This window comes from Mesorhizobium sp. P171375, assembly GCF_057786075.1.
The window spans coordinates 4184421-4204279 of the sequence record NZ_JBYNWF010000001.1; the positions used below are offsets into that span (position 1 = coordinate 4184421).

The 19859-nt window shown below is 63.1% G+C and carries 18 protein-coding genes; 4 read left to right on the forward strand and 14 right to left on the reverse strand.

The features are described from left to right. Positions 1 to 3 precede the first annotated feature (3 nt). From ACYHH6_RS20250 to ACYHH6_RS20260, 3 genes are all read right to left on the reverse strand, one after another. Positions 4 to 1539 (reverse strand): undecaprenyl-phosphate glucose phosphotransferase, encoded by a 1536-nt coding sequence (locus ACYHH6_RS20250; RefSeq protein ID WP_352591190.1) that lies wholly within the window; start codon positions 1537 to 1539, stop codon positions 4 to 6. Positions 1540 to 1623: 84 nt separating this feature from the next. Beyond that, a complete protein-coding gene (locus ACYHH6_RS20255) occupies positions 1624 to 2754 on the reverse strand; it encodes a glycosyltransferase (RefSeq protein ID WP_352591187.1) in 1131 nt (376 codons plus the stop codon). 7 nt (positions 2755 to 2761) lie between these two features. After that, positions 2762 to 3325 carry a polysaccharide biosynthesis/export family protein gene (locus ACYHH6_RS20260; RefSeq protein ID WP_112561792.1) on the reverse strand — a complete coding sequence of 188 codons (564 nt, stop codon included), beginning with the start codon at positions 3323 to 3325 and terminating at the stop codon, positions 2762 to 2764. A 265-nt stretch (positions 3326 to 3590) separates the two neighbouring features. Between ACYHH6_RS20260 and ACYHH6_RS20265 the strand changes: the two genes are divergently transcribed. After that, a complete protein-coding gene (locus tag ACYHH6_RS20265; protein ID WP_352591184.1) occupies positions 3591 to 5807 on the forward strand; it encodes a GumC family protein in 2217 nt (738 codons plus the stop codon). A gap of 120 nt (positions 5808 to 5927) precedes the next feature. Here ACYHH6_RS20265 and ACYHH6_RS20270 read toward each other — a convergent pair whose 3' ends face one another. The 6 genes from ACYHH6_RS20270 to ACYHH6_RS20295 all read right to left on the reverse strand — a co-directional run bounded on the left by ACYHH6_RS20270 (position 5928) and on the right by ACYHH6_RS20295 (position 11870). Further along, positions 5928 to 6764 carry a GNAT family N-acetyltransferase gene (locus tag ACYHH6_RS20270; RefSeq protein WP_352591181.1) on the reverse strand — a complete coding sequence of 279 codons (837 nt, stop codon included), beginning with the start codon at positions 6762 to 6764 and terminating at the stop codon, positions 5928 to 5930. Between the two features lie 3 nt (positions 6765 to 6767). Further along, on the reverse strand, positions 6768 to 7517 hold the full coding sequence (locus ACYHH6_RS20275) for an aspartate/glutamate racemase family protein (RefSeq protein ID WP_352591178.1): 750 nt from the start codon (positions 7515 to 7517) through the stop codon (positions 6768 to 6770). Further along, complete coding sequence (locus ACYHH6_RS20280; protein WP_142868020.1) at positions 7517 to 8335, reverse strand: ABC transporter permease; 819 nt, start codon at positions 8333 to 8335, stop codon at positions 7517 to 7519. Before ACYHH6_RS20280 ends, ACYHH6_RS20275 begins: the two co-directional genes overlap by 1 nt. A gap of 1 nt (position 8336) precedes the next feature. After that, complete coding sequence (locus ACYHH6_RS20285) at positions 8337 to 9248, reverse strand: ABC transporter permease (RefSeq protein ID WP_352591174.1); 912 nt, start codon at positions 9246 to 9248, stop codon at positions 8337 to 8339. Between the two features lie 209 nt (positions 9249 to 9457). After that, on the reverse strand, positions 9458 to 10747 hold the full coding sequence (locus tag ACYHH6_RS20290; protein ID WP_112561348.1) for an ABC transporter substrate-binding protein: 1290 nt from the start codon (positions 10745 to 10747) through the stop codon (positions 9458 to 9460). A gap of 34 nt (positions 10748 to 10781) precedes the next feature. Then, entirely contained in the window at positions 10782 to 11870 is a 1089-nt protein-coding gene (locus ACYHH6_RS20295; RefSeq protein WP_352591171.1) for an ABC transporter ATP-binding protein, read from the reverse strand. Positions 11871 to 12134: 264 nt separating this feature from the next. Between ACYHH6_RS20295 and ACYHH6_RS20300 the strand changes: the two genes are divergently transcribed. Beyond that, positions 12135 to 12848 (forward strand): GntR family transcriptional regulator, encoded by a 714-nt coding sequence (locus ACYHH6_RS20300; protein ID WP_112561350.1) that lies wholly within the window; start codon positions 12135 to 12137, stop codon positions 12846 to 12848. 3 nt (positions 12849 to 12851) lie between these two features. On the opposite strand, the gene ACYHH6_RS20305 is transcribed toward ACYHH6_RS20300, so the two are convergent. After that, the gene (locus ACYHH6_RS20305; protein WP_352591168.1) at positions 12852 to 14081 is read right to left on the reverse strand and encodes a GNAT family N-acetyltransferase; all 1230 of its coding nucleotides are present in this window, start codon (positions 14079 to 14081) and stop codon (positions 12852 to 12854) included. 92 nt (positions 14082 to 14173) lie between these two features. On the opposite strand from ACYHH6_RS20305, the gene ACYHH6_RS20310 reads away from it, so the two are divergent. Beyond that, on the forward strand, positions 14174 to 15232 hold the full coding sequence (locus ACYHH6_RS20310) for a polysaccharide deacetylase family protein (RefSeq protein ID WP_352591165.1): 1059 nt from the start codon (positions 14174 to 14176) through the stop codon (positions 15230 to 15232). Positions 15233 to 15288: 56 nt separating this feature from the next. On the opposite strand, the gene ACYHH6_RS20315 is transcribed toward ACYHH6_RS20310, so the two are convergent. Further along, positions 15289 to 15504, reverse strand: a complete 216-nt coding sequence (locus tag ACYHH6_RS20315) for a DUF2842 domain-containing protein (protein WP_142868027.1) — start codon at positions 15502 to 15504, stop codon at positions 15289 to 15291. Positions 15505 to 15761: 257 nt separating this feature from the next. On the opposite strand from ACYHH6_RS20315, the gene ACYHH6_RS20320 reads away from it, so the two are divergent. Then, entirely contained in the window at positions 15762 to 16853 is a 1092-nt protein-coding gene (locus ACYHH6_RS20320) for a COX15/CtaA family protein (protein WP_352591162.1), read from the forward strand. On the opposite strand, the gene ACYHH6_RS20325 is transcribed toward ACYHH6_RS20320, so the two are convergent. From ACYHH6_RS20325 to speB, 3 genes are all read right to left on the reverse strand, one after another. Next, positions 16843 to 17682 carry an aminoglycoside phosphotransferase family protein gene (locus ACYHH6_RS20325; protein WP_352591159.1) on the reverse strand — a complete coding sequence of 280 codons (840 nt, stop codon included), beginning with the start codon at positions 17680 to 17682 and terminating at the stop codon, positions 16843 to 16845. The genes ACYHH6_RS20320 and ACYHH6_RS20325 overlap by 11 nt on opposite strands. A 123-nt stretch (positions 17683 to 17805) precedes the next feature. Continuing rightward, positions 17806 to 18732 carry an N-acetyl-gamma-glutamyl-phosphate reductase gene (argC, locus tag ACYHH6_RS20330; RefSeq protein ID WP_352591156.1) on the reverse strand — a complete coding sequence of 309 codons (927 nt, stop codon included), beginning with the start codon at positions 18730 to 18732 and terminating at the stop codon, positions 17806 to 17808. A gap of 29 nt (positions 18733 to 18761) precedes the next feature. Then, the gene (speB, locus tag ACYHH6_RS20335) at positions 18762 to 19763 is read right to left on the reverse strand and encodes an agmatinase (RefSeq protein WP_352591153.1); all 1002 of its coding nucleotides are present in this window, start codon (positions 19761 to 19763) and stop codon (positions 18762 to 18764) included. Positions 19764 to 19859: the final 96 nt, after the last annotated feature.

Sequence of the window (19859 nt, forward strand, 5' to 3'; positions counted from 1 at the left end):
CGCTCAATAGGCGTTTTCCGTGTTGAGCAGCCGCAGCGGCGTCAGGAGCAGGATGCGCAAGTCGAACAGCATCGACCAATTCTCGATGTAATAGAGGTCGTACTCCGTGCGCATGCGGATCTTTTCATTGGTGTCCATCTCGCCGCGCCAGCCATTGATCTGTGCCCAGCCGGTGACGCCTGGCTTGACCTTGTGGCGGGCGAAATAGCCGTCGACCACCTCGTTGTAGAGCAAATTGTGCGATTGCGCGGCGATCGCGTGCGGGCGCGGACCGACCAGCGACAGCGAGCCGGACAGCGAGTTGAAGAACTGCGGCAGTTCGTCGATCGAGCTCTTGCGGATGAAGCGGCCAACCCGGGTGACGCGCGGATCGTTCTTGGTCACCGTCTGCTTGGCGCTCGGGTCCGAGCGGTCGGTGTACATGGAGCGGAATTTATAGACTTCGACGATCTCGTTGTTGAAGCCGTGCCGCTTCTGCTTGAACAGCACCGGCCCCTTGCTGTCGAGCTTGATGGCGAGGGCCGTCACCAGCATCACCGGTGAAAACAGGATGATGCCGATCAGCGAAAAGACGATATCGAAAGCGCGCTTGGCGACCGAATCCCAGTCGTTGATCGGCCTGTCGAAGATATCGAGCATCGGCACCGAGCCGATGTAGGAATAGGCACGCGGGCGAAACTGCAGCGCGTTCGAATGCGCCGAGAGCCGGATGTCGACCGGCAGCACCCAGAGTTTTTTCAACAGCTGCAGCACGCGCGTTTCAGCGGTCAGCGGCAGTGACACGATCAGCATGTCGATGCGCGCGATGCGGGCGAATTCCATCAGCTCCGAAATGGTACCGAGCTTGGGGTAGCCTGCCACGATCGGTGGCGAGCGCTTGTCGCCGCGATCGTCGAAGATGCCGCAGATGCGGATGTCGTTGTAGGGCTGCTTTTCGACCGAGCGGATCAGCATCTCGGCCGCCTTGCCGCCGCCGACGATGACGGCGCGGCGTTCCATGCGGCCGTCGCGCGCCCAGCGCCGGATCAGCTTCGACATCACCAGGCGCAGGACAAACAGCAGAAGCAGGCCGATGACGAACCAGGTGCCGAACAGCAGGCGCGAATAATCCTCCGACATCTTCATGATGAAGGCCGTCAGCGCCATCAGCGCGAAGGTGCCGGCCCAGACCGCCAGCACGCGGCCGAGGTTGGAGATCGGCCGCATCAAGGCGGAGATCTGGTAGCAATCGCTGACATCGAGCAACACGACGGCCAGGAACGAGGCCGCGGCGATGGTCAGCGGATATTGCCAGGCGAGGTAAGTGAAGAAGCCGACAAAATGAAAGTAGAGCACGAGCCCCGACAGGAACAGCAAGGCGAATTCGACGATGCGCAGCACGCCGCTGACCATGACCGGCGACATCGTATCGCGCCGGTATTGCGAGGCAACCTGGCGGGCAACACTGTTCATGCCGCCGGGCGTGGGGCTCTCGGCAGGACCGTCGAATTTGCGCACCGCATCGGCCGAAAAGCGGCGCGTGGGGTCGGTCTCGTTCATCGGGTTTCCCACTAGCTTCCGCCATGACCATAGCAGAAGAGAGCTAAAAAAACCTTGAGACAACCTGTGGTTTTGGGAGGTAGCCTATTTGCTGAGCGCGGCGAAATAGGCCTTTTCAATTTCGGCGGCCATCACATCGGCGCCGAAGCGCGCCTTGAGGCTGGCGGTGTCGGGCATGGCGCGCCGATATGCGTCGAGATCGCCTAGCGCCTCGCCCATCTTGTCGCCGAGGTCGCGCGAATCGGGACGGATCAGGGCAGGGGATCCCTCACCGAAGATTTCGGGTATGCCGCCGACGGCGGTGGCGATCATCGGCCTGCCGGCGGCCAGGGTCTCCAGCACGATATAGGGCATGGCTTCCGCGCGCGACGGCACGACCACGAGGTCGGCCAGTGCAAAGGCGTCCCTGGCCGGCATTGGCGGCACGAAGCGAACCTGTTTTTCGAGCCCCAGCCGTTTCACCTGGGTGTGGTAGCGTGGCAGGTCGTCGCCGTCGCCAACCATGACTGCGGTCAAGCGACGCTCGAGCTGCGTGCCGGCCAACGCCAGCGCGTCGATGAAGATGTCCGGGCCTTTGAGGTCACGCATCATGCCGATGTAGAGCAGGTCAGCGGCATCAGGCGCGGTTACCACCGGCTCGAACTCCGCAGCGCGCAGGCCGTTGTAGACCAGTGTGTTCGGGATCGGCGGCTCGCCGACCTTCCGCCGGTAGGTGCGCCGCTCATAGTCGGAGACGAACAGCAGGCAGTCGGTGAAGCGCGCCATGAAGCGCTCCAGCGCGAAGAACAGCTTTCCGGTCGTCGTCGTTTCGTCATAGTGGAGGGAGCCACCATGCGGCGAATAAAGGCGGGCTACGCGAGACCTTGATACCCGCAACAATGAGCCGAACAGACGGGCATAGGCGCCACCTTTGGCGCCGTGCCCGTGCAACACGTCCGGCCGCAATTCCTTGATGATTCGATAGGTACGCCAGGCCGAGGCGAGGTCGCCCGGTCCGACATGGCGCTGCATTGGTGTGCGATGGATACCCAGCGCCAGGCTGTCCTTCATCTGGTCGAACAGGTGTTCCTCGTATTCGCCGCCTGTGGTCGAATCACAGACGATGCCGACAACGTGTCCGGCGGCGAGTTGTGCCTCCGTCAGGTCGCGCACATGCCGGAAAATCCCGCCGACGGGTGAGCGAAAGCAGTGGACGATCCTGAGCTGGTCCGCCACGTTGATGTCAGAACAGGCGTTCGCGAACGTAAACGGTATCGCCAGGCAGCAACGGGTCGGAGGTGACCACCCTGCCGGTCATCACCTTGCCGTTGATGTCGCGGGTGATGTCGACGCTTTCCTGGTTGGCGCGCGGCGAGAAACCGCCAGCAATCGCAATCGCCTTCTGCACGGTAAGCCCCGGCACATAGGAATACTGGCCGGCAGCACCCACTTCGCCCATGACGAAGATCGGCCGGTAGCGGTCGATCTCGACCGACACATCGGGGTCACGCAGATAGCCCTGGCGCAGTTTGTCGGCGATCTCTTTTTCCAGCTGCTGGGCCGTGTGGCCACGTGCCGGCACGGCGCCGACCAGCGGAAAGGACATGTAGCCGGACTGGTCGACGCTGTAGGTGTTGGTCAACCCGTCCTGCTCGAACACGGTGACGCGGACACGGTCGCCGGCGCCGAGCCGGTAGGGCTGGTCGAGGACTTCGTGGAAGGCCGCCGGCGTCGGCCGGTAGCTGGAGCAGCCGGCGAGCATCGACACGGCCAGCAGAGCGCGAAACAGACCAGCAGCGCTTTTCATGATCGGACACACACCTTCGTCGCTGTGGCCGCCATGATGCGGCGGCAAACCTTAAGGATCTGAGTTTGTTATCATCCTGTTAGGGTTAATGGCCGGTAAAGGGATGCGGCCGATTTGGCGGCAAATCGACAAAAGCCGAGTAGTTTCCCGGCCTTTGTTTACCCGCTGGTAGCAAACCCCAACGGCTGCTTACCGCCATCTTAACGCCTGAGTTACCATAGTTGTTTACGGTACTTCCTAGACTCATGTTCCGGAGCAGGAATGCATGTCCGTTCAGTCCGCGGCCGCAGATGTCGATGTCGACCTGAGACAGCTCTTCGCCAGCCTGGCGAGGAATTGGCTGCGCATCCTTGTGGTTACGCTGGTGGTGACAGGGTTGGCGTTCGCCTTTGCCTCGCTGGCAACCCGGCACTACAAGGCCCAGACGCAGGTGGAGATCGTTCCGCGTGAATCCGTTTATACGCGGCCGCCCAGCAACAACGACACCGACAAGCCAATTCTCGATGAACAAGGCGTCGCCACTCAGGTCCAGATTATTTCCTCCAACGAGATCCTGAAGCAGGTCGCTGAAAAGCTTGGTCTGGAAAAACTCCCCGAGTTCGACGATGCGCTCGACATGTCGCCGTTGAGTCGGGCTCTGGTCCTCTTCGGCTTGAAAAGCGACCCAATGGAAATTCCGGCGGAAGAGCGTGTCCTCAAGAAAATGCACGAGAAGCTCAACGTCTATGGTGTCGAGAAGACGCGCATCATTGCCATTGAGTTCTCATCGGAAAACCGCAAGCTCGCGGCCGAAATACCAGATGCCATTGCCGCCGCCTACATCGCTGGGCAAGGGGCGGCCAAACGCGAGTCGAACAACGCCGCCGCCGATTTTCTGGCACCGGAGATCGCAGACCTGCAACAGCAGGTCAGGGTTGCCGAGGACAAGGTCGCTGACTACCGCGCCCAGTCCGATCTTCTGATGGGCGGCAACAATTCGGTGCTGGCGACGCAACAGCTGTCCGAACTGTCGAGTGAACTGATGCGCGTGCGCGCCAACCGCGCTTCGGCGCAAGCGACCGCCGACAGCGTGCGCAAGGCATTGCAGGGCGGCGGCTCGCTGGATGCGGTGCCGGAGGTGCTATCGTCCGATCTGATCCAGCGCCTGCGCGAGCGCCAGGTCGAGTTGAAGACCAACATCGCTGACCTCTCCACCACCTTGCTCGACAATCATCCGCGCATCCGTGCGCTGAAATCGCAGCTCGCCGATCTCGACGGCCAGATCCGCAACGAAGCGCAAAAAATCATGAAGGGGCTTCTGACGCAGGCGCAGACCGCGCAAGCTCGCGAAAACCAGCTCATATCAGATCTCAATACGCTGAAGGCCGCATCGGCGCGCGCCGGGAAGGAGCAGGTCGAACTCGACGCGCTGCAGCGCGATGCAGCCGCTAAACGTCAGCAACTTGAACTGTACCTGACCAACTACCGTGAGGCGGCTTCGCGCCAGGATCGCAAATATCTGCCGGTTGACGCTCGGATAGCCTCAAAGGCCTCGGTGCCATCGGAACCCTATTTCCCCAAACTCGTCCCAATCGTCGGCGCCGCTTTCGTCGGCTCGCTGCTGCTGATGTCGATCATCACGCTTCTGCAGGAGCTGTTTTCGGGCCGCGCCATGCGTCCGGCCCCCGGCGCCCGATATGAGCGCGTCGAACAGGTGGCAATGCCAGTCGCGTCGGTGCCGGTCGTCGAGCCGGAACCGGTGGCAGCTAAGACCGGGGAGGCCGAAGACCGGCCGGCGGACATGGAGCATGAACTGGAGCCGAAGGCGGTTCCCGAGTCTGCCCTCGCAGCGCTGGAAGAAGCAGCGGCCGCAGACGCGGAACCCGAACCGGTGCGCTCCAGCCTTGGCGAGATCGATGTCGAGAAGGCGGCGGAAAAGCTGATCGCCAGCGGTGCTGCGCGCGCCATCTTCGTCTCGCCTGAAGGCGATGAGGCCGCGGCCTCGGCTGTGCTGGTGGCACGCGAAGTCTCCGACGCAGGCCTGCGCGTGCTGCTGCTGGACCTAACTGCATCGGGTGCGGCCTCGCGGCCGATGCTGGACAGCGGACTGTTCCCCGGCATTACAAATTTGCTCGCTTCCGAAGCGCAGTTCAGCGACGTCATCCACGCCGACCTTTATTCCGACTGCCATGTCATTCCCGTCGGCACCGCCGACCCGGTCCGCGCCATGCGCGCCGCCGATCGGCTGCCGATCATCATGCAGTCGCTGACCACCGCCTATGATCTGGTCATTGTCGAATGCGGACCGGCCGACGCGCACAGCATCAGCCGACTGGTTGGCGACAGCACCGAGGTCTTCCTCTCCATGCTGCAAGCGGACGATGAGGTGGCGCAGGCCGCCGTCAAGCTGATCGAGAGCGGCTATCCCGACCTCACTCTGGTGACGCCGATTGGCCATGAGACGCCGGGACACCCCGTGCCGGGACGACGTAGCGCCGCCTGAGACATCAGACACTTCTACTTAGGCGGCGCTTCTACAGATTGGATCGTCCATCGCGCGCCGGTCCCCAAAAACCAAAGCCGTCAGCCGCGCCTCGCCAAGCCTGTCAGGCTGCGCCTGGATCTACCCTAACTCCAGGGTCGTCACGCCAAATATTCGGCGCGAGTCGACCTTCGGAGGCGTGCCTTTGTACATGCGGGTGGTGGTGAAGGTCGGCCTGAAACCAATCGCTGCAAGCGCCGTAGTGAAATCGATATTGTCGGCTGGAACGTCGATATGCAGGTCGCCGCCTTCGCATGCACCAGCCAGACTGCCCAACAGTTGCATCGCTGTCTCGGTGTCGTCGGCAAACAGCGGGCCGACCTTGTAACCCGAACGGCAGGGACGAGCCACGGCGTAGCCTATGGTGCCGAGCGAACTGATCGCGGCGAACCCGACATGCGGTGGTTGCGACCAACGGTGCAGGAAGGCTCGCCGAGGTGCGGGGAAACAGCGGGCGTCATAGGCGATGATGTCGGGCACGAGTTGCGTGCTTATCGCGCGCACCCCATCGCTTCGGACGGACGGTATCGCGGTACGGCCGCTGAAGCGGATCGTTTCGTAAGCTGGCCTGAATCCCTTACGCCGATAGTTGGCCAACTGTGCTGCGACGCCGTCGAGGCCGACTGTTCGGCCGGCCAGCCTGGCCATGCCGGCGCTCCAGACCGCTTTGCCGTGGCCTTGGCCGCGCATATCTGGTCGGCAGATGTAGAGACCGATGAAACCGAAATTGCCGCCATAGGCGACAGCCGAGATGGCGGCCACCAACTCGTTGCCGACGAAGGCGCCGATGAAGCCTTCGGGGTCGGTTGGCTGAAACGCGGCGGCATCGTCAAGGCCAGGGTTCCAGCCTTCGGCGGCCGCCCAGTCGATAAGAACGGCCAGTTCTTGCAGCGACAGCGCACGGATGGTCGGCTTCATGGCTCACTCCGCGGCGATAGTTCCGGGCGAGAAGGATTTCAGCACGCCGCGATAGGACTTGGCCAGCGGGCTGGCATAGGCACCGCGCTTCGAGGTCGAAAGGCCCAATGCGATCAGCGCCTCGGCCTGCTTGACCGCCGCGCCGACGCCGTCGATGACCGGCAGGTCGAACTCGTCCTGCAACTGGTGGGCCAGGTCGGCCATGCCGGCGCAGCCGAGCACGATGGCTTCGGCGCGATCTTCCTCAATGGCGCGTGCGATCTCTGCGCGAAGTTTCTCGACCGCGCCGGATGTAGTGTCTTCGAGGGAGAGCACGGGAATGTCAGCGGCGCGCACGCGGGCACGCCCGGCCATGCCGTAGCGCTGCACCAGGCCCTCGACAGGGACACGCGAGCGTTCGGTGGTCGTTACGACTGTGAAGCGCTGGGCAATGTACGAGGCGACACTGAGTGCGGCCTCACAGATGCCGATGACCGGAATGGAGGCCATGGCACGTGCCGCGTCCAGGCCCGTATCGTCGAAACAGGCAATGATGGCGGCCTGCGCCCCGGCACGTTCGCCGGCGGCGATCTCCATCAAAAGGCCGGGCACGGCGAGCGCCTCGTCGTAATAGCCCTCGATCGACGCTGGGCCCATGGAGGAGGTGACGGCCACCACCTCTGTCCAGGCGCCGGCGACGGCTCGCGCCGCTGCCGCGATCGTCTCGGTCATGCTCGCCGTCGTGTTGGGGTTCACCACCAGTATCTGCACCATCACGTTCTCGCCCGGCGGCGGCCGACATAGAGGATAGCGCCCAGCGTCGCCAGGATCACCAGGAAGGAGAACACGGTGGTCACCGTGCCCAGTGCGTAGAGCACCGGCGTCGTGACATTGGTGGTCATGCCGTAGATCTCGAGCGGCAGCGTGTTGAAGGTGCCCGACGTCATCAGCGTGCGGGCGAACTCGTCATAGGACAGCGTGAAACCGAACAGGCCGACGCCGATCAGGCTCGGCGCAATCATCGGCAGCACGACATGGGCAAAGGTCTGCCAGGAGGTGGCGCCAAGGTCACGCGCGGCTTCCTCATAGGCGGGCGAGAAGCGGTTGAAGACGGCGAACATGATGAGCACGCCGAAGGGCAAGGTCCAGGTCAGGTGCGCGCCGAAGGCCGACGTGTACCAGGCGGGGCGAAAACCGACCTGCTGGAAGACGACGCCGATGCCCAGCGAGATGATGATCGAAGGTACGACGAGGCTGGCGACCGCCAGGTAGAACAATGCGGTGGCGCCGCGAAATTTCTGTCGGAAGGCGAGCCCTGCCAGCAGCGACACGACGACGGTGACGATCATCACCATCAGACCGAGCACGAGCGAGCGCTTGAAGCTGCCGCCGAAATCGCCGACCGCCTGGCGCTCGAACAGATTGGCGAACCAGTGCAGCGACACGCCATTGAGCGGGAAGGTGAGGCCGCCGGTCTCGCCCTGGAAAGAAAGGATCAGGATCGCCGACAGCGGACCATAGAGGAACAGGACGAACAGAGTGAAGAAGGCCGCAAGCACATAGAATTCGAGGGTGCGTTTTTCGTGGCTCACCTCAAAGCTCCTTGCGGATGTCGACGATGCGCAGGATGCCGGCAACCATCAACAGCACCAGCACCAGCAACACCACGGCATTGGCGGCGGCGGCAGGATATTGCAGCAGCGACATCTGGTTCTTCATCATCAGTGCGACCGACGCGCTCTGGCCGCCCGACATCACCTGCACGGTGGAGAAATCGGCCATCACCAGTGTGACGACGAAGATGGTGCCGATCGCCATGCCGGGCTTGGCCAGCGGAATGATCACGTTCCACAACACCTGCCAGCCGGACGCGCCGGCATCACGCGCGGCCTCGAACAGCGAACGATCGATCCGCATCAGCGTGTTGAAAATCGGCGTTACCATGAACAGCGTATAGAGATGCACCATCGCCAGCACGACGGCGAATTCGGAATAGAGCAGCCATTCTATGGGTTTTGGCACCAGCCCCAGTTGCACCAGCGTCGAGTTGATCAAGCCGTTGCGGCCAAGAACCGGGATCCACGAGATCATGCGGATGATGTTGGAGGTCAGGAACGGTACGGTGCAAACCAGGAACAGCACCATCTGCATGGCCGTGGTGCGGATGTGGAAGGCAAGGAAATAGGCCACCCAGAAGCCGATGAACAAGGTCAGCGCCCAGACGATGGCAGCGAATTTGATGGTGTTGAGATAGGTCTTCCAGGTGACCCAGGAGCCAAGCACGTCTGAATAGTTCGTCGTCAGGAAATCCGGATACATGGCGGCGAAGTCGTAATCCCAGAAGGATACGACGGCGATCATGATGATTGGCAGCAGCAGGAACGCGCCGAGGATGAGTGCCAGCGGTGCCGACTGCAAATAGGGCGTGACGGCACTGAGCGAGAAGCGGCCGCGCCTGGCGGGCTTGGCGGCGGCGGTTGCGGGACGTTCGAGCGCGACTGTCATCAATGCTCCCGGTGCAGGTTCGCGGTACGGGCGGAGCGGCCTTTCCTTCTCCCCTTGTGGGAGAAGGTGGCCGAGCGAAGCTCGGTCGGATGAGGGGTGTTCCATCTTGGCAATGACGGCACTCCGTCCAACACCCCTCATCCGTCTTGGCGCTGCGCGCCAATCCACCTTCTCCCGCAAGGGGAGAAGGTGGCGGCGCCGGCTCTTCCTTACGCCGCGATGAACTCGTTCCAGCGCTTCACCATGTAGCGGTCCTCGTCCATGACCGAGTTCCAGCAGGCGACCTTCCCCATGCGTTCCTCGAACGAGCCGCCGTCGCGCACGGCGCCGGCCTTTTCCATGACTGTGCCGTCCGGCGCCTTGATCTCGCCCTTGGCGGGCTTGCCCTCGATCCAGTAGCCCCATTCGTCCTCGGACATGAACTTCTTGGCCGAGACCATGTTGGCGGAATAGTAGCCCTGACGATTGAGATAGCCGCCGACCCAGCCCGACGTGTACCAGTTGATGTATTCGTAGGCCGCGTCGAGCTCGGCGCCCTTGAGATGGGCGGCAAGGCCAAGGCCGCCGCCCCAGGAGCGGTAGCCTTCCTTGAGCGGCTGGAAGCGGCAGGCGATGCCCTTGGAGCGCACCGCGGCGACGGCCGGTGACCACATGGACTGGATGACCACTTCGCCCGATGCCATCAGGTTGACGCTCTCGTCAAACGACTTCCAGAAGGCGCGGAACTGGCCGGCCTGCTTGGCTTTGATCAGGAAGTCGATCGTCTTGTCGATCTCTTCCTTGGTCATGTTGCCCTTGTCGGCATATTTGATGTTGCCGGTGGCCTCCATGATCATGGCCGCATCCATGATGCCGATGGACGGGATGTTGAGGATCGCGGTCTTGCCCTTGAAGGCGGGGTCCATGATATCGGCCCAGGTGGTGATGTCGCGACCGACGAGGTCGGGCCGGATGCCCAGCGTGTCGGCGTTATAGATCGTCGGCACCATGGTGAACCAGTTGGTCGGCGCCTTGGCGAAGGTCTTTGAGTCCTGCGCCTCGACATAGCCGACCGTGTGCGGCGCGGTGCCCTGAGCGATGACGCTGTCGGGGGTCAGTTTGCCGGTTTTGAACAGCGGCACCAGCTCGTCGTAGTATTTCAGCTTGCTGACATCCATCGGCTGCAGCACGCCGCTCGGGAATACCTTCTTGCAGATCCAGTATTCGATGTCGGCAATGTCGTAGCTGTCGGGCTGGGTAACGGCGCGCTGGGCGGCGGCGTCGGAATCGGTCGCCGTCATCTCAAGCGTGATGCCGAGGTCGGCCTTGCACTTGTCGGCGATGGCGTTGAGGTTCGAGACGCCGGTGCCGAACTGGCGCAGCGTGATGTTGGACTGCGCCCAGATGGTCGGGAACCCGGTGATGACGCCGGAGCCTGCGGCGAGGCCGACGGCGGCGGCACCGGTCTTGAGCAGCGAGCGGCGCGAAATGCCAGTCTTGGTTTGCGGTGTGTTTGTCATGCTTATTCCCCTGTTTTGTTTTGCTTCGTTGAATTCATGAATGAAGGCGCCCGAGGACAATCGCATCCTCGGAATCCCAGGCGAGCGGTACGGCGTCGCCAATGGCGACGGGTTTGGCGAAAAAGTCGGAATCGTCGACGATGACCGTGAAATCGTCGATGCCGGCACCGGTCACCGACAGCTTCACCGTGGCGCCGCGATATTCGATGTTGGAGACGATGCCGTTGAAGCCGAGGCCGGGCGAGGGTGGCTCGCCGATGCGCACATGGTCGGTGCGGATCGCGATTTCGATTGAGGCTCCCGCTTCCTGGCCTTGTCCGCAGGCAGCGAGCGAGCCGCCGCCATTGACGTCGAAAACGACCATGCCGTCGCGCGCGCCGCTGACCCGGCCGGAGATGACATTGTGGTCACCCATGAAGCGCGCGACAAAGGCCGTGGCCGGGCGTTCGAACACATTGCGCGGAGGTGCCGCCTGTTCGATGCGGCCGTCATTCATCACCACGATCAGGTCCGCCAAGGCCATGGCCTCCTCCTGGCTGTGGGTGACGTGGACGAAGGTGATGCCGAGCGAAGTCTGCAGCTTCTTCAACTCGGCGCGCATGCGGATTTTCAGGAACGGGTCGAGCGCCGACAGCGGCTCGTCGAGCAGCAGCGCCTCCGGGTCGGTGATCAACGCGCGGGCGAGTGCGACGCGCTGCTGCTGGCCGCCGGAAAGCTGCGCGGGGCGGCGCGTCGCATAGGCTTCCATCTGCATCAGCTTGAGCATGTCGAGCGCCTTGGCACGGCGCTTTTCCTTGTCGACGCCTTTCATCTTCAGGCTGAAAGCGACATTGTCGATAAGGTCGAGATGCGGGAACAGCGCATAGGACTGGAACATCATCGCCGTGCCTCGCTTGGCGGGCGGCAGATCGGTGACGACGGTGTTGCCAAGTCGGACATCGCCCGACGAAATGCTTTCGTGGCCGGCGATCATGCGCAGCGTCGAGGTCTTGCCGCAGCCGGAGGGGCCTAGCAGGCAGCAATAGGTGCCTGCCGGTATTTTCAGGCTGATGGCCTCGACGGCAGTCGTCGTTCCGTAGACTTTCGAAACGGACACGATGTCGATCTCGGCGGCTTTGGACATTCAGGCTTCCCCGTTTGGTCGCATTAACCAAAGCATCATGCGTGCCAATTTGCGGGCCAGCGGCCAAGCGATTGAATTGGCTGAAAAATCAGGCTTCGGCAGTGCTGCCTATCTGGCAAGCTGCCTTGTGCATTGCACAAATTATGGGCGATTGTGCGCGATTTGCACAGGAATCGTATGCAATCTTTTTTAGCTTCGTGTCCACTTTGCCTCTCGTGTGCAGACGATGAGTCGCGCTAGAAGGGGGCGGGAACCATCATCGCCATGAACATTGCCGATCAGATCTATTCCGCAGCCGACAGCGCCAATCAGGATCGCGCCCAGGCGATCCGCGACAATCTGCGGGACGCCATCGTCGACCGACGGCTGGCGCCGGGCACCAAGCTGTCGGAAGGCGAGGTCGGCACGCTGTTCGACGTCTCGCGCACTGTCGCGCGCGCGGCGCTGCAGATGCTGTCCTTCGAGGGGTTGGTGCGTACCGAGCGAAACCGCGGCGCCTTCGTTGCCAACCCGTCGCCCGAGGAAGCGCGCCAGGTGTTCGCCTCCCGCCGGCTGATCGAGCCGGGCCTTGCCACCGCCGCCTGCGGGCGGGTCACAGCCACCGATATCGCCGCGTTCCGCGCCCAACTCGATGAGGAAGGCCGCTTCATCGCCGAACGCGGTCCGACCGCGCGGCGCTCCGAAATCAAGGCGTCAGGTGATTTCCATCTGCTGCTGGCCTCGGTCGCCGGCAACGCCATCCTGCAGCGCTTTATGGAGGAATTGGTTGCGCGCTCCTCACTCGTTATCGCCCTTTACGGCCGCTCTGGCGTGTCAGCCTGCGGGCATAGCGAGCACACGGGGATTGTCGGTGCGCTGGAGAGCGGCGATTGCGGGTTGGTGAGCCGTTTGATGCTGCATCACATCGACCACATCGAGGCTGATCTCGATCTGCGTGTCAGGGCCGGTCCCGCGCTGCGCGAAGCTCTCAATTTCTGACGGCTAGTTTTCGTCTTCCGTGGTGGCGGGCGCCGCCTGTCCGGCCGCCTTGCGGCGCAGCATCTTGGTCAGTTTCCAGATCGTCGGGCTGTTCTTGATGAAGGCTTTCGCCCGCGCGCCTTGCCGCAGCGCCGACGCGAGGGTGCGTCCCTTCAGTGTCAAGGGCACCAGCACCTCGAAATGCTGGGTCTCGATATCGCACCAGAGGCGCTTATAGGGCTCGTCGCCGACCGAGAAATCATAGACTTCGAAACCCGTCTCGCAGGCTTCCTGGATGTTGTCGAAGAACAGGAAGTCGCCGGGGCTGGTGTGGCCGAGATCGTCCTCGGCGATGGCTCCGAATTCGCAGATCAGGCGCTTGCCCGAGCGGCTCGAGCCGGTGATGGCGCGCAGCTTGCCGGCCACTTCCAGCCCATGCAGCACAAAGGCCGGTTTCTCCTCGGCCAGCGCGCCGGCGAACAAAGCGCGGAAGAAGGCGCGCACCTCCGGTTCGCCGAAGACATTGGCGATGCCCATCTTGGCGAAGCGGAATTCCTTCATCTCGAAGAAAGCATCGAGCAGCCTGTTCACCTCTTCCGTCGTCTGCGCTTCGATGCGGCGATGACTGCCGACAGCCTCGAACTTGCGCGTCTGCGAACGGTGCTTCTTGCGTTTGCGCTTGCCGCTCGCGCGGGAGAGCAAAGCATCGAAACCACCATCGAGGTCGACGGCGAGCGACAAATTGGGGCTGGGGAAATGCGCCAATGCCACCAGCGGATTGGCAACGCCATCGAGATCGGGCAGCAGCCTTTCCAGCGCAACGACGTCGATGTCGGAACGCGCCTTGCCGATCGCCGTCACCAGACTGCGGACCGCCCCGGCATCGGTCTTTGCCAGCCAGGCCTCATCGGCGGCGGCGAAATTGCCGTTGGCATGACGTCCGCCCATGAAGCGGGCGACGCGGAGTGGACCAGTTCGCGTGATTTCCAGTGCGAGCGAGAAGACCGGCCGGTCCCCGATTTTCAGCGTGGCGACGACGGCATCCGGATTGGCCTGCGTCGTCCAGGCGCGGGCCCAGGCGGCGCTCTGCGCCGGCGCAAACAGCGCGGAACGGCAGAATTCCCCGTAAGAGGCGAGCGCGGCAGCGTCGGCGATCGACACCGACAGGCTGGTCTGGTCGGCAGCCGTTGCGCGCGCGGACGCCTTGCTAGCGGCGAGCCGATTGCCGTCAAATGACGCGGTGGCGTCAACCATACCTCAATCCTTAAGGCGTATTCGTCGCGATCAGGGAGTTCGCGTCGGCGCGTTCCGTGCTTGGATTGAGCCTAGGCGCAAAAGGTGAATGAATGATCGACGGCGGGGAGGCAGTTCGGAAACTGGCGCTTAACATCGCCCGCTTTACCGGCCTTGCACCGCTGGCCAAGCCCTTCGTCGGCGGCATCGGCGCCATCCTGATGTTGCACCGGGTCACCGCCACGCCGGAGAAGCCCGACGGCGTCAACCGCCACCTCAACATCGCCCCGCGTTTCCTCGACACTCTTGTCGCCGACATGAAGGCGAGGGGCTATGCCTTCGTCACGCTCGACGAGGCGATCGAGCGCATCAAGGCCGGTGGCAAGGACGGCCAGTTCGCCACCATCACCGCCGACGACGCCTATCGCGACAACATGACCGAAGCGCTGCCGGTGCTGGAAAAGCACGACGCGCCGATCACCATCTATGTCGCGCCGGGCCTGATCGACGGCAGCGCCGACCTGTGGTGGGACGTGGTCGAGGACATCGTCAACTCGCGCGACCGGCTGACGCTGGCGACGCCGAAGGGGCCGGTGACGATCGACTGCTCTACCCACGGCAGAAAACTCCAGGCCAATGCGCGCCTGCACGCCTATCTGACGCTGGAAGTGCGCGAGGAGGACCAGCGCGCTGTGCTGCGCGACCTCGCGCGCTCGAACGGCATCGAACTCGATGGCTTGCGCTCAAGCACACTGATGACCTGGGACGATATCCGCGCCATGGCCGGGCACAGGTTGGTGACGATCGGCGCGCACACGGTCAACCATCGCAATCTGAAGCGGCTCGACGAAGCCGATGCGCGTCATGAGATCGGCGACGTCAGGCGCCAGCTGCAGGCGCAGCTCGGCGAAGAGCCGCGCCATCTCGCTTACCCCTATGGCTATGCAAGCGCTGTCGGCTGCCGCGAAGTCGACTTTGCCCGCGACGCCGGCTACGCCTCGGCGGTGACGACCCGCCACGGCGTGCTGCATGCCGAGCATGCCGGCTTCCTGCACGCGCTGCCGCGCATCTCGGTCAATGGCCGCTACCAGAGCGTCGCCCATATCCGCACCATGCTGTCGGGGGTGACGACGCCGCTGGCCAATGCCGGCAAGATGGTGGTGACCATCTGAGACGGTTGTGACGATCTAGGGTGCGTCGATATTCAGCTGGCTGCAAATGGCCCGCTTCAGCCCTTCGGCCGCGGCTCCAGGATCAGCCATTTGATGATGCCCATCGCCGGCAGCACCCAGAACAGGCCGCTGAACAGGAAGAACAGGAAATGCACCAGCGGGCCGGATTCCGACAGCTGCGCAACCGCTATGATCGACGCGACCAGCGCGTAGATGATGACCAGCGCCACCAGCAGGAAGGTTCCGATCAGCTTTTTCAGGCGGATGGGCATGAGGCGTTCTCGTTGATCGCCTTCGCTTAGGCCCAACGGGGCGCCTGTGCAACCCGCCAGAGCAATTCCAGGAAAAGTGTGAAACGGTTTTCCGTCCGGAATTGCGCCGAAAAACCAAAAGATAGAGCGGTTCGCCGTTTCCGTGAAACGGTGAAATGCTCCGCTTGCGGCGCGACGGCGTGCCGCGCCGTTCGGTCTTGTCAGCCGGGTTGCGATGGTTCACCAATCCGCCACTTGCAACCTGCCGGGACAAACACATGGCCGCCATATCAGCTGCCGCGCCGTACACGGCCCGCGACCGCGACCTAAACAACCGGGCGCTGGTGCGCGGCTGGCTCTATGTCGTGCTTTTGGTGCTGTTTGCGCTGGTGCTGATCGGCGGCGCCACAAGGCTCACCGAGTCCGGCCTGTCGATCACTGAATGGAAGCCAATCCACGGCGTGATACCGCCGCTCAACGACGCGGAGTGGCAGGAGGAATTCCAGCTCTACCAAAAAATCCCGCAGTATGCCGAACTCAACAAGGGCATGAGCCTGGACGCCTTCAAGTCGATCTTCTGGTGGGAATGGGCGCACCGTATCCTGGCGCGCAGCGTCGGCCTGGTCTTCGGCCTGCCGCTGCTGGTCTTCTGGGCGACGCGCCGCATCGAGCGCGGCCTTGGGCCAAAGCTGCTCGGCATTCTGCTGCTCGGCGGACTGCAAGGCGCCATCGGCTGGTGGATGGTGGCCTCCGGCCTTGTCGACCGCGTCTCCGTCAGCCAGTACCGGTTGGCGACGCATCTGACGCTTGCCGCACTGATCTTCACCGCCACCATGGTGGTCGCGCGTGGGCTGGCGCCGCATTCCGAGCCCGCCGCCGACCGGTCGACGCAAAGATTGGCCGGTTTCATCGTGCTCCTGGCTCTCATCCAGATCTATCTCGGCGGCCTGGTCGCCGGGCTCGATGCCGGCCTGAGCTACAACACCTGGCCGCTGATGGACGGCAAGATCATCCCCAGCGACCTGCTGCTGCTCGAACCGGCCTGGCGCAATTTCTTCGAGAACCCGAAGACGGTGCAGTTCGTTCACCGGCTGGGCGCCTATACCGTCTTTGTCGTGGCACTCTGGCACATGATCGCGACACGGATGCGCCAGCCGGGAACGACGCATGCGCGACGCGCGACGCTGCTGTTTCTGCTGGTGCTGGTCCAGGGTTCGATCGGCATCGGTACGCTGTTGATGCAGGTGCCGTTGCACATGGCGCTGACCCATCAGGCCTTCGCGCTTATCCTGCTGGGGTTTGCCGCCGCGCACTGGCGCGGCACAAAGGGCGCCTATCCGCTGCCGCACGAGATAGAAGTCAGAAGCTGAGCCGCACCTTCCGGATCCCTTCGGCTACCGACAACTCGCGGTTTTCATCGACCGCATTCTCGTCTTCGTGGTGCCACGCGGCCGACAGGCAACCCCAGGCGATTGCGTGGTCCAGAATGGCGGGCGGCGCCTGGCCAAGCGTTGCGGTGAAGACTTCCGCCATATGCGCGATGCGCTCCGGATCGAGGCAGAGATCGTCGCGCTCGAGTGGGTTGTAGAACAGGTTGGCGGCGTCGAAGCCTGGATCGCCGAGCACGCCCTTCGGGTCGATCGCCAGCCAGCCGCGCGGTCCCTGCAGGATGTTGTCGTGGTGCAGATCGCCATGCAGCGGCCTGACCGCATGCGGGGCATCGAGCAGTCGGTCCGCGATTTCGGCGGCCTCGAGATAAAGGCTCGGTTTCCCCGCGTCGCGATCGGTTTTGGCCTTTTTGAACAGGCTGGCAAACCGTGTCCGCAGCGGCTGCAGGTCCAGTGGGGCAGGGTGCTTTGACGGCGAGAACAGCCTTGCCATCACTTCGGCTGCGATTGCGGTGGCGGCGTTGTCGCCCTCTTTGTCGAGAACCTCGGCAAGCAAGGTGTCGCCGGCATATTCAAGCAGCATGCGGTGGCCGTCGCGGCCAAGCAGCCGCACCGCGCCTTCGCCGCGCCGCCAGGCGAGATAGTGTTCGCCGCGCAGTTCGTCCTCGACATCGTCGAAGGGTTTTAATGCCTTGACGATCGCCGGCGAGCCATCCTCGCGGACAACCTTCCAGATACGGCTCGAAAACGTCTCGGCAATAAGCTCGGGCGCGCTGACCTTCCAGCGCTTTGGAAATGCCGGCGCGTCCATTAGAGCAATTCCAGAAAAAGTGTGAGCGGTTTTTCCGGGAAAAGCGCGTAGCGCTTTCCCTGGGGAATTTCTCCAAACAAAGAGATAGAGCGGTTCGCCGTTTCCACGAAACGGTGAAAGGCTCTAGAGGCCGAGCATCAGGTCCATGTTCTGCACGGCCGCACCTGAAGCGCCCTTGCCGAGATTGTCGTAGACGGCAATCAGCAGCGCCTGTGCCCTGTCGTCATTGGCAAAGACGTACACCTTCATGCGGTTGGTGCCGTTATACACCTCCGGATTGATCTCCGGCATGCGCTCCATATGCACATAGGGCGCCACCTCGACCACGCCGCCCTTGATGGTGGCAAAATGGTCGGCGATCGCGGCGTGCAGTTCGGCACCGGTCGGCACGTGGTCGAGGCCGCCGAGTTGCAGCGGCACCACGGTGATCATGCCCTGGGCGAAATTGCCGACCGCCGGCTGCATGATCGGATCATGCGACAGCTTCGCATAGGTGCGCAGTTCCGGCACATGCTTGTGCTGCAGAGTCAGCCCATAGGGCAGGAATTCCGAGGCATCCTCGCCCTGGGCGACATACTCCTCGATCATCGGCCGGCCGCCGCCCGAATAGCCCGAAATGCCATTGACCGTAACCGGGAAGTCCGGCGGCAACAGGCCCGCCGCCACCAGCGGCCGCAGCGTCGCGATCGGCCCTTGCGGCCAGCAGCCGGGGTTGGCGACGCGCTTGGCGTTGGCGATGGTCTTGGCCTGGCCCTTGTCCAGTTCGGCAAAACCGTATTCCCAGCCGGGCGCGACGCGATGCGCCGTCGAGGCGTCGATCACCTTGGTGGTGTCGTTGGCAATCAGCGACACGCTTTCCTTGGCGGCCGCATCCGGCAGGCACAGGATGGCGACATCGGCGGCATTGAGGAATTCGGCGCGCGCCGCCGTTTCCTTGCGGCGCTCGGTCGGGATCGAGATGATCTCCAGGTCACCGCGCTCGGCCAGCAGCGCCCTGATCTGCAGGCCGGTGGTGCCGTGTTCGCCGTCGATGAAGATTTTCGGTTTCATATCCCTGCAAATTCCGTTCTAATTCAAACCTATATGCCTTGGCCGTGGTTCGTAGCGCCATGGTTGCCGTTGTTCAACTCCTCGGCGCGCGCCTTTCGTTCGGCCACCAGGCCGAGATAGTGCATAGCCACCATCGAACCGGCGATCGCCGTTATATCGGCGTGATCATAGGCCGGCGCAACCTCGACAACGTCGGCGCCGACAATATCGATCTGGCCGAGCTGGCGCAGCGTTGAGAGGATTTTCGCCGAGGACGGTCCGCCGGCGACCGGCGTGCCGGTGCCGGGCGCAAACGCCGGGTCGAGGCAGTCGATGTCGAAGGTGAGATAGGTCTTCCTGCCGCCGGTGCGGTCGACGATGGCATAGGCGATGTCGGAAGCCCGCATCTCCTCGATCTCGTGGCCGTAGAGGATCTTGATGCCGAACGTATCGGGCGCATGGGTGCGGATGCCGATCTGGATCGAACGATCAGGGTCGATGATGCCTTCATTGACGGCCCGGCCGACGAACGAACCGTGGTCGATGCGCTTGCCGTCGTCCGGCCATGTGTCCTGGTGGGCGTCGAACTGCACCAGCGCCAGCGGCCCATGGATGGCGGCATGCGCCTTGAGCAGCGGCCAGGTGACGAAATGGTCGCCGCCGAGCGAGAGCAGGAAGGCGCCCGATTTCAGGATCTTCGCCGCTTCGCGCTCGATCGTGCCGGGCGTCTTCTGGTGATTGCCCGAATCGAGCAGGCAGTCGCCATAGTCGACGACCGAGAGATGCTCGAACAGGTCGCGCGAGAACGGATATTGCGGGTCGTTGTCGAGGATCGCCGAAGCGCGGCGGATCGCCTGCGGCCCAAAGCGCGCGCCCGGCCGGTTGGTCACGGCGGCATCGAAAGGAATGCCCCATACGACCGCGTCCGCGCCCTTTACATCCTTGGTGTATTTGCGCCGCATGAACGACAGCGCGCCGGCATAGGTCGGCTCGAAGGATGCCCCCGTCTTGGAGCGGGCGGTGAAGGCGTTGTCGATGGTCTGGTTCGCCATTACGGGTCCTCTTTGTTCATCGGGCTGCCACAACTACAGAACCGGTACGCAAGATGCCAGTCACAGCTTGGCGAAACGACATGGCGCGCTTCTCTT

Bases quoted from the DNA above. Each gene is read 5' to 3' on its own strand.
- argC (WP_352591156.1), bottom strand. From the start codon at position 18,732: ATGAAACCGAAAATCTTCATCGACGGCGAACACGGCACCACCGGCCTG.
- ACYHH6_RS20295 (WP_352591171.1), bottom strand. From the start codon at position 11,870: ATGTCCAAAGCCGCCGAGATCGACATCGTGTCCGTTTCGAAAGTCTAC.
- ACYHH6_RS20300 (WP_112561350.1), top strand. From the start codon at position 12,135: ATGAACATTGCCGATCAGATCTATTCCGCAGCCGACAGCGCCAATCAG.
- speB (WP_352591153.1), bottom strand. From the start codon at position 19,763: ATGGCGAACCAGACCATCGACAACGCCTTCACCGCCCGCTCCAAGACG.
- ACYHH6_RS20260 (WP_112561792.1), bottom strand. From the start codon at position 3,325: ATGAAAAGCGCTGCTGGTCTGTTTCGCGCTCTGCTGGCCGTGTCGATG.
- ACYHH6_RS20325 (WP_352591159.1), bottom strand. From the start codon at position 17,682: ATGGACGCGCCGGCATTTCCAAAGCGCTGGAAGGTCAGCGCGCCCGAG.
- ACYHH6_RS20320 (WP_352591162.1), top strand. From the start codon at position 15,762: ATGGCCGCCATATCAGCTGCCGCGCCGTACACGGCCCGCGACCGCGAC.
- ACYHH6_RS20275 (WP_352591178.1), bottom strand. From the start codon at position 7,517: ATGGTGCAGATACTGGTGGTGAACCCCAACACGACGGCGAGCATGACC.
- ACYHH6_RS20285 (WP_352591174.1), bottom strand. From the start codon at position 9,248: ATGACAGTCGCGCTCGAACGTCCCGCAACCGCCGCCGCCAAGCCCGCC.
- ACYHH6_RS20270 (WP_352591181.1), bottom strand. From the start codon at position 6,764: ATGAAGCCGACCATCCGTGCGCTGTCGCTGCAAGAACTGGCCGTTCTT.
- ACYHH6_RS20290 (WP_112561348.1), bottom strand. From the start codon at position 10,747: ATGACAAACACACCGCAAACCAAGACTGGCATTTCGCGCCGCTCGCTG.
- ACYHH6_RS20250 (WP_352591190.1), bottom strand. From the start codon at position 1,539: ATGAACGAGACCGACCCCACGCGCCGCTTTTCGGCCGATGCGGTGCGC.
- ACYHH6_RS20315 (WP_142868027.1), bottom strand. From the start codon at position 15,504: ATGCCCATCCGCCTGAAAAAGCTGATCGGAACCTTCCTGCTGGTGGCG.
- ACYHH6_RS20265 (WP_352591184.1), top strand. From the start codon at position 3,591: ATGTCCGTTCAGTCCGCGGCCGCAGATGTCGATGTCGACCTGAGACAG.
- ACYHH6_RS20310 (WP_352591165.1), top strand. From the start codon at position 14,174: ATGATCGACGGCGGGGAGGCAGTTCGGAAACTGGCGCTTAACATCGCC.
- ACYHH6_RS20305 (WP_352591168.1), bottom strand. From the start codon at position 14,081: ATGGTTGACGCCACCGCGTCATTTGACGGCAATCGGCTCGCCGCTAGC.